The sequence below is a fragment of the Paraburkholderia sp. J8-2 genome (genome assembly GCF_905220195.1).
Taxonomy (GTDB): Bacteria; Pseudomonadota; Gammaproteobacteria; order Burkholderiales; family Burkholderiaceae; genus Paraburkholderia.
The window spans coordinates 139,030-153,366 of record NZ_CAJMZA010000002.1; the positions used below are offsets into that span (position 1 = coordinate 139,030).

Below are 14,337 nucleotides of genomic sequence, written 5' to 3' on the forward strand. Positions count from 1 at the left end.
ACGCGCCAGCCGCACCGGCCATTGGCGCGTAGCGCACTCGCCCTAAGCCTCCCCGCGCTCCCCGAACACCCGCTTCCACAACGCCAGCACCGCCTCGCGCTCGCGCTCCACACGCGCCGGATTCACACGCGCCTTCTCCATGCCGTCGAGGCGCAACTGGTGCTGCAGCTTGCGATAAAGCCGGTACGCCGAGCCTATCGTCTCGGCTTCCTCCTCGCTCATCAGCCCGAAGCGCGACACCTCGCGCAGCAGCGCGATATTGCCCGTGTTGCGGATCAGCTCCGGGTCCTGCGCCGCGTGCAGCAGCACCCAGTACTGCACGAGAAACTCGATGTCCACCATGCCGCCGCGGTCGTGCTTCAGGTCGAAGAGTTCGGTGCGGTTCGGGTGGCCGTCTTCCACGCGCTGGCGCATTTCGACGATTTCCTTCGCGAGCGGCGCGGCATCGCGCGGCGTGGTCAGCACCTGCACGCGGATCGCCTCGAACGCGTTGCCGATCGCGGCGTCCCCGGCCGAGAAGCGTGCACGCGTGAGCGCCTGGTGCTCCCAGACCCAAGCCGTGTTCGCGGCGTCGCCTTCGCGCAACTGGTAGCGGCGGAACGCGTCGAGATCGGTCACGAGCAGCCCCGACTCGCCGTTCGGCCGCAAGCGCAAGTCGACATCGAACAGCGTGCCCGCACCGGTGGCCGTAGTGAGCCACGTGATGAGGCGGCGCGCGAAGGTCGCGTAGATTTCCGAGGCGTGCTCGTCGTCGTCTTCGTACAGGAAGATGATGTCGAGGTCCGACGCGTAGCCTAGCTCCTTGCCGCCAAGCTTGCCGTAGGCGATCGCCGCGAAGCGCGGCACCTCGCGGTGGCGCTTCGCGAACTGCTTCCACACGGTCTCGATGGTCACGTCGAGCACGGCGTCGGCAAGCTCGGAGAGCCGGTCACTCACGTGCTCAACCGACAGCCGTCCCGCCAGGTCGTTGAGCAGGATGCGGAACACTTCGGCCTGGTGCGCGTGGCGCAGCAGATCCATCTGTTGCTCGACGTCGGCGGCGGCGGCCAGACGCGCGCGCAACAGGCGCGAGAACTCGGGCCAGTCGAAGGGCGTGGCCATCGCCTCGTCGTCGAGCAGTTCGTCGAGCAGTTGCGGGTGGCGGATCAGGTAGCCCGCCGCCCAGCGCGAGCCGCCCAGCACCTTGAGCACGCGGTCGAGCGCGTCCGGATATTCGCAGAGCAGCGCGAGATACGCGCCGCGCCGGATCACGGCTTCGAGCAGGTCGAACATGCGCGCGAGCGTGTCGGCGCGCCGCTCGCGCGGCTCCAGCGTAGGCGCGGATTCGAGCGCGCGCTGCGCGACGCTGTCGAAGCGCTCGCGGCTCTTTTCGGGGAGCCCGGCGTAACGCGACGACTGCCAAAGCCCTCGCAGACGCGCAAGCAATGGCGCCGGGTTGTCGACACCGAGCTCCATGAGGCGCTCGAGCAACGAGTCGTCGGCGCCCTCTTCCGCGAGCGCGCCGCTCCACACCCACGCCGCTGCGCCGTCTTCAGAGGCGCGGCAGCCGCCCTCGCCGCCGACCTTGTCGGAGAAGATCTGCACGAACTGGCGCTCGACCTTGTCGCGGTGGCCGTCGAGCGTCGTCATCAGCGCGGCGTAGTCGGCGAAGCCCATCGATTTCGCGAGCGCGGCGCGCTCCTCGGCGTCAACGGGCATGGCGTGCGTTTGCGCATCGTCGCGGTACTGCAGGCGATGCTCCAGTTCGCGCAGAAAGTTGTAGGCGCGCGTGAGCTCGCCGCACACCTCGGGCGCGATCAGTCCGCGCGCGGCGGCGTAGCCGAGCACGGCGAGCGTCGGACGCACGCGAAAGCCCGCATCCTGGCCGCCGCGAATGAGCTGGAACACCTGGGCGCTGAATTCGATCTCGCGAATCCCGCCGCGCCCGAGCTTGATGTCGTCGGCCTTGTCGGGGCGCATCATGGCGCGCCGCTGCGCTTCCTGGCGGATCTGCACGTGCAGCGAGCGGATAGCGCTGATCACGCCGAAGTCCAGATAGCGCCGGTAAACAAACGGCTTCACGAGCGAATCGAGCTGGCGCGCGAGACGCAGCGCGCTGTCGCTCTCGTCTTCGGAAACGAGCCGGCCTTTGATCCACGCATAGCGCTCCCACTCGCGGCCCTGCACATAGAAGTATTCTTCAAGCATGCCGAGGCTGCACACGAGCGGCCCGGAGTCGCCGTTCGGGCGCAGGCGCATGTCGACGCGAAACACGAAGCCGTCGGCCGTCACGTCGCTCAGCGCGGCGATCAGGCGCTTGCCCACGCGCGTGAAGAAGTCCTGCGTGGCGATGGGCGAGCGCTGGCCGCCCGTGGTTTCGCCGTCGTCCTCGTACACGAAGATCAGGTCGATGTCCGACGAGACGTTCAGCTCGCGACCGCCCAGCTTGCCCATGCCCACCACGCCGAGCGTGAGGCGCTCGCCGTTCGGGCCGCGCGGCTCGCCGAAGAGCGTCTCGAGATCGGCGCTCACGCAGGCGAGTGCGCGCTGGATCGTGACTTCGGCGAGATCGGTCATGCTGCCGGTCACTTCGGCGACGTCGGCCACGCCGCCGAGATCGCGCTCCATCACGGCGCAGATCACTTCCACGCGCAGCTGGCGCAGGACTTTCTTCAACTGCTCGTCGTTGAGCGGCGTGCCGGGCGCAGCGTTTGCTGCAGCAAGCAGTTGGCCGCTCAGCGCGTCGAGCCGCGCGACGATGCGCTCGCGCGAGATCGGCGCGGCGGCCAGCGCCTCGACCTGTGCCGCCAGTTCGGGACGCGCGGCGCAAGCTCGCGCTGCATAACGGGAATAGCTGGAACTCAGAAGAGGGATGTCAGTCATGAAGTGCTGCTTGCCGGGAAGGCCCGCTGTCCGCTGTTGTTTCGCCGCGCGCGCCTGGGTTGATGACGGTGCCGATGCGACGATGCCGATATCGATGGTTCGACCGCGAGGGTTCGCCCCGCCACATGACGCACGCACTACACGCACGGCACGCACCGACCGCCGGCTGTTGCGCCTCGACTCGCCAATGCGTCCGGCATAGTCGCCGCTGCAGTGCAAAAAAATCATGCGTATCACGCGCCGCACGGCCATCCCGGGTTCCCCGGATGGGCGTTTTGACGGCCCTCTGTGATACATTTCGTCGTTAGAACGCAACGCTACCATACCCCACCCGCCGCAGCATGTCCGAGCGAAACGATCACGCCGGCCTACCCCAATCTGGACATGCCAGCCAGGCTACGGAGCCCGGGGGCCCGCACCATCATCACCCGGTCCTGCGCCACACGCTGCGCGTGCTGGCGATCATCGCGCTCGTCCTGTATTTCATCGTCTCGGTCCTGCTGCTCGGGCTGCGCTACGTCGTGCTGCCGTACGTGGACAACTTCCGTCCGCGTATCGAGCAGCTCGTCTCCTCGAAGATTCACGCCGAATTCCGCATCGGCAAGCTCGCGCCGCATTGGTCGGGCTTCCAGCCCGGCATCGACATCAGCGATCTGACGATTCGCGACCGCCACGGCAACGTCGCGCTCGACGTGCCGCATGCCACGGCCTCGGTGTCATGGCGCTCGGTCGTGCTGTTCGAACCGCTGCTCTCGAGCATCGTGGTCGAGCAGCCCGATGTGCACATCGCGCGCGAAGACGACGGCACCCTCACCGTGGCGGGCGTGCCGGTGCCCACCGCACACACGGGCAACGCCACCTTCACGACCTGGCTCATGCGCCAGGAGGCCATCGTGCTGCGCGGCGGCACACTGCGCTGGCACGACGCCACGCGCGACGTGCCCGACCTCGCGCTCTCGCACATTCGCCTTGCGATTCTCAACGACGGCTACGATCACCGCGTCGCGCTCCAGGCGCCGGCCGAGGGCACCGTGCTGCACGGCCCGCTCGACTTCCGCGCGCACTTCAGGCACGCGCGCAACGCGCAGGCCGGCAAGCCGATCAGCTGGACCGGCGACACCTATCTCTCGACCGGCCCCGTCGATTTGCCCACGCTCTCGCGCTACATCAACATCCCGATCGCCACCTACGGCGGGCGCATCGACAACGCGATCTGGGCGCACTTCTCGAACGGGCGCATTCTCGAAGCGAGCGGCGCGCTCGAAGGCACGAATGTTTCGCTGCGCACGCGGCCCACGCAGCCGCTGCTCGACCTGCCGGTCGCGAGTTTTCAGTGGAGCATCGGGATTGAGCCCGGCGACTACGCGCTCAAGCTGCGCGACTTCCACGCCGAACTCGGCCAGCCGCCCCTCGACGACGGCACGCCGCTCACGCGCTCGCTCGCGCTCACCACGCTCGACGCGCGCTTTCGCCAGCAAACGCTCCAGCACGGCCAGCTGATGAGCGTGCACGGCGACCGCATCGATCTCGGCATCCTCGCCGAGTTCATGCGCGCGCTGCCGCTGCCCGGGCGCGTGCAGGGCGCGCTCGTGCGCTTTGACCCGCGCGGGCTGGTGGCGAACTACGACCTCTCCCTCGAGCGCGCGAAACCCGAGTCGGGCGAAGCGGCCGCCGAGCAACGCTCCACGAGCGTCGAGCCGGTCACGCACTATCGCTTCAAGGGCGACCTGCAAGGCATCAGCGTGAACGCGCAGGAGCCGGGGCCGGGCCTCACGCCGCGCGGCCACCCGCGCGCGGGCCTGCCGGGGGTCGAGAACCTCTGGGGGCACATCGACGCCGACGAGTCGCACGGCACCATCGACCTCGACACGAACCAGGTGGCCATCACGCTGCCCGGCGTGTTCGACAATCCGCGCCTCACGTTCGACCGGCTCTACGGCGCGGCTAAATGGACTGTGGCCGCCGAGCGCGAGCCCGGCAACCGGCTGAAGTCGTTCACCGTCGACGTTGCGAACCTCGGCGTGGAGAACGCCGACGCACGCGCGAAAATGACCGCGCACTACACGAATCCCGGCAAGGGGCGCGGTTCGCTCGACCTCGTCGCGCACTTCGACGAGGCCAAGGTCAAGGCGATCCCGCGTTACCTGCCGACCGCCATCAGCGAGAAGACGCGCATCTATCTCGGCCACGGGCTGCAGGCGGGCATGTCGAAGGGCGGCACGATCGAGATCCACGGCGACCTCACCAAATTCCCCTATTCGCGCGACCCCGACGCGGGCCAGTTCCGCATCGTCGCGCCGTTCACGGGCGGGCGCTTCGACCCGTCGCCGTTCCCGCCGCGCAAGATGCGCAACGGCGCGCCGAACGTCTGGCCGGCATTCGACGGCATCAACGGCGTGTTCAACCTGCATGAGAACAAGCTGCGCTTCGACGTCGATCGCGGCCACTATCGCAATTTCGTGCTGCGCAACGTGAGCGGGCGCATCGAGGAGCTGGGCATCAAGGGCTCGGATATCGTGATCGAGGGCAGCGGGCGCGGCCCGCTCGCGGACCTGCTCGACTACGCGGACAACAGCTCGATCGGCTACATGGCGAAGCACGCCACCGCGAAGGTGCAAGCGCAAGGGCAGTCCACGCTCGCGCTCAAGCTCACGATCCCGCGCCATCCAATGCCGAAGGTGCTGGTCGCGGGCGCCATCGGCTTCGAGAACAACACGCTCACGGCGAAGAACGTGCCGCCGGTCTCGAACCTCACCGGCCGGGTGCGCTTCACGACTCACACCGCCAATGTCGACCGGCTCACGGCGCGCTTTCTCGGCGGCGACCTGCGCGCGAGCGGCGCAATGCGCGACGACGGGCACTATGCAGTGAACGTGGCGGGCGACGTGGCGGTCGATGCCGCGCGTGGCCTGAACCTGCACGGCATGGCGGCGGCGGCAGTCGGACGCCTTTCGGGCGCGGCGCCCTACTCGCTTTCTGTGGCCGGGCAGCGCGGACGCCTGCCCGACGTGAAGGCCAACGCCGATCTCACCGGCCTCGCGCTCGACCTCCCCGCGCCGTTCGGCAAGGCGGCCGGCACGCCGATGCCGCTGGACTTCGAACTGCAGCCGGGCACGGGCACGAGCGCGGAGTCCGCCAGCAGCGCCGACGCCAAGGCCGACGACGCCGCGTTCGAACATGCAGAGCTCACGCTCGGGCCGCTTGCCGCGCGTTACGTGATGCGCCGCCATCCGGGCCGCATGCCCGAAGTGGTGCGCGGTGCGATCGGTATGAACCGGCCGGCCGATCTGCCCTCGGAAGGCGTGACCGCCGCCGTCGATCTGCCCACCTTCGACGCCGACGCCTGGCGCGCCGTGGTGCAGCAGATGCGCGGCACGGCGGCAGCACAAGCCCAGGGCTCGACGCCTGCGCGCGCAGCGGCCACGCCGGTGCCTCCGCCGCGAACCGCGGCTGAGCGGGCGGCAGAACGGCAAGCTCAAAACGCGGCCGCTGAGGCTGCCTCCGCAGCCTCAGCCGCTTCCGCAGGCGCCGAAGCGGCGGCGGTCAACCCCGCTGCCGCGCCGCAAAACCCGGCATCGGCCACCGCGGCAGCGGCGGCCGCACCCACCGCCGCCTCGTCCCCGCTCGCCCCCAGCAGCGCGGTCGGCCAGTTCCTGCCGTCGCGCTTCGCCGTCCACGTCGGCACGCTCACGCTGCTCAAGCGCCACTGGGAGAACGTCGTGCTCGGCGCGTCGCGCACCGGCGAGCGCGGCAACGAATGGCAGGCGAACGTCGCCTCCAACCAGGTCTCCGGCCACGTCTCGTGGAAGCCGGGCGCCGTGCCGGGCGCGCCCGGCACGCTCGAAGCGCGGCTCGCGCGGCTCACCGTGCCCGCCGCCACCGAAAACGACCTGCTCGGCCAGGCGATGTCGCAGCCGGCGCAGAACATGCCGTCGATCGACCTCGTCGTGAACCAGCTCATCGTGCGCGAGCGCGATCTCGGCCGCCTGCAGGTGAACGCGCACAACTTCGACGACAACGGCGTGCCTGTCTGGCAGCTCGACCAGCTCGACATCAGCAACCCGGATGCGCACCTCACCGCCACGGAAAACTGGCGCGCGGTGGGCGACACGGCCGCCGGCGACGACTCGGCCGCCGCCGGCATGCAAACGCCGCGCCGCACCGCGCTCGACTTCCATCTCGACATCAAGGACGCCGGCGCGCTGCTCGTACGCGCCGGCAGGCCGCACGTGCTCAAGAGCGGCTCGGGCACGCTCTCGGGCAACCTGGAGTGGCAAGGCGGCCCCACGAAAATCGACTTCCCGTCGCTCAACGGCAACCTCACGCTCGACCTGCACCACGGCCAGATCCTCAAGGTCGATCCGGGCGTGGCGAGACTGCTCGGCGTGCTGAGCCTGCAAAGCCTCGCGCGCTTCGCGACAATGGACTTCCGCGACATCATCGGCGAAGGCTTGCCGTTCACGAGCGCGACGGCCACCGCGCAAATCCATAACGGCATTGGCAGCACCAACGACTTCAAGCTCGTGACCGCCCCCGGGCGCGCGACGATGATGGGCAGCGTGGACCTGGCGCACGAAACCCAGGACCTGCGCGTACACGTGGTGCCGACGGTCAGCGCGGGCGCGGGCGTGGTCGCGGCGACCATCATCAATCCGCTCTTCGGCCTCGGCGCGCTGATCGGCGACGTCGTGCTCTCGCATACGCTCGAGCACGCGTTCGCGATGGACTTCGCGATCACGGGCCCGTGGGCCAAACCGCACGTCGAGCGGCTGCATGGCGATCAGGGTAAGATGGACGCGCAGACGCCGGCCACCGTGCACTGAATTGCGCACCGAATCGCGCACCGAGTTGCGCACGGCTGGGCCGCGCCGCGGGCGCGCAGCATGCGCCCCATGCACCCCGAACCCATTCAAGACTTGCCGATGAGCGCTCCCCCTCTCGACCCGTTTCGCGTCGCCGCGCTGCAGATGGTCAGCACGCCCGATCGTGAGCGCAATCTCGCCGAAGCCGACAAGCTGATCGCCGAGGCCGCCGCCGCAGGCGCGCGCCTCGTGTTGCTGCCCGAATATTTTTGCTTCATGGGTCACAAGGACAGCGACAAGCTCGCCATCCGCGAGCCGCACGGCGACGGGCCCATTCAGCGCTTTCTCGCCGATGCGGCGAAGCGCCATGGCGTGTGGGTGATCGGCGGCACCTTGCCGCTGAAAGCGCCCGAAGACACGCGTGTGCTCAACACCACGCTCGTGTTCGACCCGAGCGGCGAGGAACGTGCGCGCTACGACAAGATCCACCTCTTCAACTTCGAAAAAGGCGCCGAATCATTCGACGAAGCGCGCACGATCCGGCCCGGCGCCGAGGTGCGCACGTTCGAGGCGCCGTTCGGCCGTGTCGGCCTTTCGGTCTGCTACGATCTGCGCTTTCCCGAGCTGTACCGGCGCATGGGCGACTGCGCACTGATGGTCGTGCCTTCTGCGTTCACTTACACCACCGGCCGCGCGCACTGGGAAATCCTGCTGCGCGCCCGTGCGATCGAGAACCAGTGCTACGTGCTCGCCGCGGCGCAAGGCGGCAAGCACGAGAACGGCCGGCGCACCTGGGGCCACAGCGTGCTGATCGACCCGTGGGGCGAGATCGTCGCGGTGCGCGACGAAGGCGCGGGGGTGGTGGCCGGCGACATCGACCTCGAACGCATCGCCAGCGTGCGGGCGAGCCTGCCCGCATGGCGGCACCGCGTGCTCGACTGCGCGTGACGCGCACCACGCGAATGAACCCCACGCGCATTGCACACGAATTCCCCATTCAGGCGCTTGATTTCGCAGCACCGCGCCCGAATCTCCTTTGACAGACTCATCGATTGATCCCAAAGAGCGCATGAACATCATCGAACCCGGCATCCGCAATCTGGCGACCGCGAAGGACCTGCTCCTCACGCCCTACGGCCTCGACGAGGCAGTGCTCACGCGCACGCTCGGCGAGATCTTCACGCACCGCATCGACTACGCCGACCTCTACTTCCAGACCACGCGCAGCGAGGCATGGAGCCTCGAGGAAGGCATCGTCAAGTCGGGCAGCTTCAGCATCGACCAGGGCGTCGGCGTGCGCGCCGTGTCCGGCGAGCGCACCGCTTTCGCCTACTCCGACGACCTCTCGCCCGAAGCGATCCGCCAGGCGGCCATTGCCACGCGCTCGATCGCCAAGGCAGGCGGCGGCAAACAGAAGATCCAGGTGGCGAAGTCGCTCACCGGCATCGCGGGCCGCGATCTGTATCTGCCGTCCGACCCGCTCTCCTCGCTCGGCGCCACCGAAAAGGTGAAGCTGCTCGAGCGCATCGAAGAGATGGCGCGTGGGCGCGACCCGCGCATCACCCAGGTCATGGCCGCGCTCGCGGGCGAGTACGACGTGGTGCTCGTTGCGCGCAGCGACGGCGCGCTCGCCGCCGACATCCGCCCGCTCGTGCGCGTTTCGGTCACGGTGATCGCCGAGCAGAACGGCCGCCGCGAGATCGGCAACGGCGGCGGCGGCGGCCGCTACGACTACGCCTATTTCACCGACGACATTCTGTCGAAGTACGTGGACGACGCCGTGCACGCGGCGCTCGTGAACCTCGAAGCGCGCCCGGCGCCGGCTGGCGCGATGACCGTCGTGCTCGGCCCGGGCTGGCCCGGCGTGCTGCTGCACGAGGCGATCGGCCACGGTCTCGAAGGCGACTTCAACCGCAAGGGCTCGTCGGCGTTCGCGGGGCGGATTGGCGAGCGCGTGGCCGCCAAGGGCGTGACCGTGGTGGACGACGGCACGCTGCCCAACCGCCGCGGCTCGCTGAACATCGACGACGAAGGCAACCCCACGCAGTGCACGACGCTGATCGAAGACGGCATTCTCAAGGGCTACATTCAGGACTCGCTGAATGCGCGCCTCATGAAGATGCCCGTCACGGGCAATGCGCGCCGCGAGTCGTACGCGGCGCTGCCGATGCCGCGCATGACCAACACGTACATGCTCAACGGCGACAAGGACCCGCAGGAAATCATCGGCTCGGTGAAGAACGGCCTTTATGCCGTGAACTTCGGCGGCGGCCAGGTCGACATCACGAACGGCAAGTTCGTGTTCTCGGCCTCCGAGGCCTACATGATCGAGAACGGCAAGATCACCTACCCCGTGAAGGGCGCAACGCTCATTGGCAGCGGCCCGGAATCGCTCAAGTACGTGAGCATGATCGGCAACGACATGCGTCTGGACTCGGGCGTGGGCGTGTGCGGCAAGGAGGGTCAGAGCGTGCCGGTGGGCGTGGGCCAGCCGACGCTGCGTATCGACCGCATGACGGTCGGCGGCACGGTTTAAGGCCGTCGTCCACGCGCACTCCATGCACGGCGATGCGGAATTTCCGCATCGCCGTGCGGATTTCCTGCGCATGAGCCATTTTTTTCGCAGATAGTCCGCTTTTTTACCGCACCCCGCTTGCCAGCCACGAGAAGCGCGGGTTATAAAGGCAATCAACCTTTTCGACGTAACGAACCGAAGTCACGAACGTTCAGACACCCACCGCCATGTTCGCCACGAAGTTTTACTTTTACTTCTTTTGGTATCTCAGACCGCTGGCGGATCGAGAGGGTTGATAGTACGCGCAGGACCCCGAACACACGAGAAACCGCCAGCCAAGCCTGGCGGTTTTTTTTCGCCCTTAGCCCAGAGCCTTAACTTCATCTAACCGATTTTTTGAAGCACCGTCCACGCGACGCACGCTACGCACAGGATCAGGAGAAAACGACATGCCCCCGCACAACACCGACGATGTCCGCATTCGCGAACTCAAGGAACTCACGCCGCCCGCTCACCTGATCCGCGAATTCCCGTGCTCGGAAGCCGCCTCCACGCTGATCTTCGAATCGCGCCGCGCCATGCACCGCATCCTGCACGGCATGGACGACCGCCTGATCGTCATCATCGGGCCGTGCTCGATTCACGACACCAAGGCCGCGGTCGACTACGCGAAGAAGCTCGTCGAGCAACGCAAGCGCTTTTCCAACGAGCTCGAAATCGTGATGCGCGTGTACTTCGAGAAGCCGCGCACGACGGTGGGCTGGAAGGGCCTCATCAACGACCCGTTCCTCGACAACAGCTTCAAGATCAACGACGGTCTGCGCACCGCGCGCGAGCTGCTCGTCTCGATCAACGAACTGGGCCTGCCCGCCGGCACCGAATACCTCGACATGATCAGCCCGCAGTACATCGCCGACCTGATCTCGTGGGGCGCGATCGGTGCGCGCACAACGGAATCGCAGGTGCACCGCGAGCTGGCTTCGGGGCTGTCGTGCCCGGTGGGCTTCAAGAACGGCACGGACGGCAACGTGAAGATCGCCGTGGACGCGATCAAGGCCGCTTCGCAGCCGCACCATTTCCTCTCGGTCACGAAGGGCGGCCACTCGGCGATCGTCTCGACCGCAGGCAATGAGGACTGCCATGTGATTCTGCGCGGCGGCAAGACGCCGAACTACGACGCGGAGAGCGTGAACGCCGCCTGCAGCGACATCGGCAAGGCCGGTCTCGCGGCGCGCCTCATGATCGATGCGAGCCACGCCAACAGCTCGAAGAAGCATGAGAACCAGATTCCCGTGTGCGCCGATATTGGCCGCCAGGTGGCGTCGGGCGACGAGCGCATCGTCGGTGTGATGGTGGAGTCGCACCTCGTGGCAGGCCGCCAGGACCTCAAGGAAGGTTGCGAGCTGACCTATGGCCAGAGCATCACCGATGCGTGCATTGGCTGGGACGAAAGCGTGGGCGTGCTCGAAGGGCTCGCGCAAGCGGTCAAGCAGCGCCGCATCGCGCGCGGCTCGGGCAACTGAGCGCGATAGCGTGTGAAGCGCGCGGTGCGGACGCTCAAAGCCGCGCTGCGCGTGAGTTCACAACCGCGCTGCGCGCTCGGGCCGCACTGCGCCGATGCACAGATCGGCAATCCCGATCACGTTGCCGATGAGCCTGCCGCGCCGGTCGAGATGCGCCTCCGGGCGCACCGACTTCACGCAGTTCATGCTCAGCGCGCGCAGGATGTTGCTGGTCGCCTCCTTGCGCGACATCACGCCCTTGTTGCACAGGTACATGGCGTTGACCACCTGCGAATAGCCGAAGCGCCGGCCCGACACGCGGCCGCCTCGCAGCCCGAGGTGGACGCCCAGCAGATAGTCGCAGTACACGATCCCGCCACGGCGCGCGAGGCGCCGCGAGAAGTCTTTATCTTCCAGCCAGCCGTACAGCACGAGACGCTCGTCGAAGCGCAAATCGGCGATAGCCTGCGCGCGGCACGCCATGTTGCAACCATACAGTTCCACGCAGGGCCGCAGCGGCGGACGCCGCATCGTCTCGGCTTGCGCACCGTCCACGAGCTCGACGGCTTCTTCCCACGCGATGGGCTGCGTGTTCGCGCCGTCGCGCAGGGTGCGCCCCGAAAAACCCACGAGATTCGCGTCGCTTTCGAACAGCGCGATACACAGCTCGATCCAGTGCCGCTCGGGCGCGAAGTCGTCGTCGAGGAAGATCACGACGTCGATGTCCGGTGCGAGTGCATCGAGCGCGCGATTGCGCTGCACGCTCGAACCCGCTGTGCCGACGATTTCGTTCACGCGCAAACCGTTAGCATCGTAAGGTCCGATGTCGTCTGCGCTGCTCGCCGAGAGGATGATCTGATCCGGGCGCACCGTTTGCCGCGCGAGCAGACGCACGGCCCATGCGGTAGCGGTTGGCCGCCCCTTGGTCGCGATCACCACCGCGACGCGCATGCGCGCCTTCGCGGCCTTCGCGTCCTTCGTGACGTTCTGGGCCGGGGAAGACGCGAGATCATCGGCTGCGAGCGCTGGCATCGGTTTCTCCGCATTCCGGTGGTCGTTTCGACTCGAATCGAGGTTAGCACGAGGCCCCCGCGCTGCCAGTCGGGCCGGATTCAAGTTGTCCGAAACGATCTATTCAACGACTGATTCCACCTGTTTGTGAACGAGCATGCATGCGCTCGCTGTGTGAGCGTTGTCCGCCGCTCGTGCATTTGCATCGCTTTTACCGCTTTTCCTTTCGTTAATTAATTTCGCATTGATTGCACTTTCCTTGTGCTTTTATCGATTACGCATCGCCCATAGCGCAGCCTCGCAGGTGAAATTCGTTCAATAGCAATTTTCGGATTCCTCTTTTGATAAGACTCGCCTACAACTGCTAAAAGAGATTTGCGCAAATATGACCGACTGACCCATCCCCCGGAAAGATCCTCTCAACATGACTGCGTCGACACGTCGGAGCCAGCCAGTGGAACACGAGATCCTCGCTCCGGACACAACGGCTTGCGAAACCGAATCCGGCGCGCGGCGCAAACGCCCAGTGGTCTTCTACGTGCAGCCGTTGATCGCGCGCTATCGCATTGAAGTCATCGAGTCGCTCAATCGTCTTTTCTCCGTCAAGGTATTCGCGTGCTCCGAGGGCGTGGAAGCCAATGGCTTTTCGCGCGAGAAACCCGCCTGCGACGAATTCGTCGAAACGCATATCGCGAGTATTGCGGGCCTGCCTTCGCGGCGTATCCGCATGCAAAGCCGCGTGCTGAGCCGTATCGTTTTCGAACGTCCCGACGCCGTGCTGATCTTCGCAGACGTTCGGTATCTCTCGCTGTGGCTCGCGCTGATCGCCGGGCGCCTGATGCGCGTGCCCGTGTTGATTCACGGCCAGGGGCTCTATCGGCACGAGTCCGCGGGAATCATGCGCACGGTCTGCTACCGCCTCGCGGTCGCGCTCGCCGTACGTTACGTTTGCTATACCGAGGCTTCGCGGCGCTCGCTCATTGGCATCGGCTGCCCGCCCGCGAAACTCGTCGTCGCGAACAACGCGCTCACGGTCTCGTGCGGCGTGGAGCCCGCCACCAAAACGGGCGCAGAGAGCGGCGTCCTCTTCATTGGCAGGCTGCGCGAAGGTTCGGAGATCGAACCGCTCATCGAGGTGGTCGGCCAGCTCCACGGCGAAGGCAGCGACATCACGCTGCACGTGATCGGCGACGGCGAACACGGCGAGCGCCTGAAGCGCAAGTACAGCGATCGCCGCTATGTGGTCTGGTATGGCGCGGTGTTCGACGACGACGCGATCGCGACCATCAGCCGGCGCTGCCGCGTGGGCTGCTATCCGGGCTCGGCGGGCTTGAGCGTCGTGCACATGTTCGCGTTGAGCCTGCCGCCCATCGTGCACGACCGGCTGCCGCTGCATATGGGCCCGGAGCCGGGCTATGTCGAGGACGGCCGTACGGGATTTTTCTTCGGGCGCGAAGGCGGCACAGAAGCGCTTGCCGCCACGCTGCGGCGCATCTGGTCCATGCCGCCCGACGACATGCGCGCGGCGGCCGCCGCCGCGCATGCGGTGTACTGCCAGCTCAACTCGCCAACGCTTGGCCATCAGCTTGCCGAGATCGTCGAAGCGGCACTGCGCGCCTGAGACGTTGCCTGAATCCTCGCCTGA

7 protein-coding genes are annotated in these 14,337 nt (G+C 67.0%); 5 read left to right on the forward strand and 2 right to left on the reverse strand.

Going from position 1 to position 14,337, the window contains the following annotated elements; all coding sequences use genetic code 11:
* Positions 1 to 42 precede the first annotated feature (42 nt).
* Entirely contained in the window at positions 43 to 2,862 is a 2,820-nt protein-coding gene (glnE, locus tag U5A52_RS05920; RefSeq protein WP_321934248.1) for a bifunctional [glutamate--ammonia ligase]-adenylyl-L-tyrosine phosphorylase/[glutamate--ammonia-ligase] adenylyltransferase, read from the reverse strand.
* A gap of 341 nt (positions 2,863 to 3,203) precedes the next feature.
* Here glnE and U5A52_RS05925 point away from each other — a divergent pair, with 341 nt between their 5' ends.
* From U5A52_RS05925 to aroG, 4 genes are all read left to right on the forward strand, one after another.
* Positions 3,204 to 7,685, forward strand: a complete 4,482-nt coding sequence (locus U5A52_RS05925; protein ID WP_321934249.1) for a YhdP family protein — start codon at positions 3,204 to 3,206, stop codon at positions 7,683 to 7,685.
* A gap of 99 nt (positions 7,686 to 7,784) precedes the next feature.
* Positions 7,785 to 8,612 (forward strand): carbon-nitrogen hydrolase family protein, encoded by an 828-nt coding sequence (locus U5A52_RS05930; RefSeq protein ID WP_321934250.1) that lies wholly within the window; start codon positions 7,785 to 7,787, stop codon positions 8,610 to 8,612.
* 121 nt (positions 8,613 to 8,733) lie between these two features.
* A complete protein-coding gene (gene tldD, locus U5A52_RS05935) occupies positions 8,734 to 10,200 on the forward strand; it encodes a metalloprotease TldD (RefSeq protein ID WP_321934251.1) in 1,467 nt (488 codons plus the stop codon).
* 428 nt (positions 10,201 to 10,628) lie between these two features.
* Entirely contained in the window at positions 10,629 to 11,702 is a 1,074-nt protein-coding gene (gene aroG, locus U5A52_RS05940; RefSeq protein WP_321913120.1) for a 3-deoxy-7-phosphoheptulonate synthase AroG, read from the forward strand.
* 57 nt (positions 11,703 to 11,759) lie between these two features.
* Here aroG and U5A52_RS05945 read toward each other — a convergent pair whose 3' ends face one another.
* Complete coding sequence (locus U5A52_RS05945; RefSeq protein ID WP_321934252.1) at positions 11,760 to 12,713, reverse strand: glycosyltransferase family 2 protein; 954 nt, start codon at positions 12,711 to 12,713, stop codon at positions 11,760 to 11,762.
* 433 nt (positions 12,714 to 13,146) lie between these two features.
* Between U5A52_RS05945 and U5A52_RS05950 the strand changes: the two genes are divergently transcribed.
* The gene (locus U5A52_RS05950) at positions 13,147 to 14,313 is read left to right on the forward strand and encodes a glycosyltransferase (protein ID WP_321934253.1); all 1,167 of its coding nucleotides are present in this window, start codon (positions 13,147 to 13,149) and stop codon (positions 14,311 to 14,313) included.
* Positions 14,314 to 14,337 lie beyond the last annotated feature (24 nt).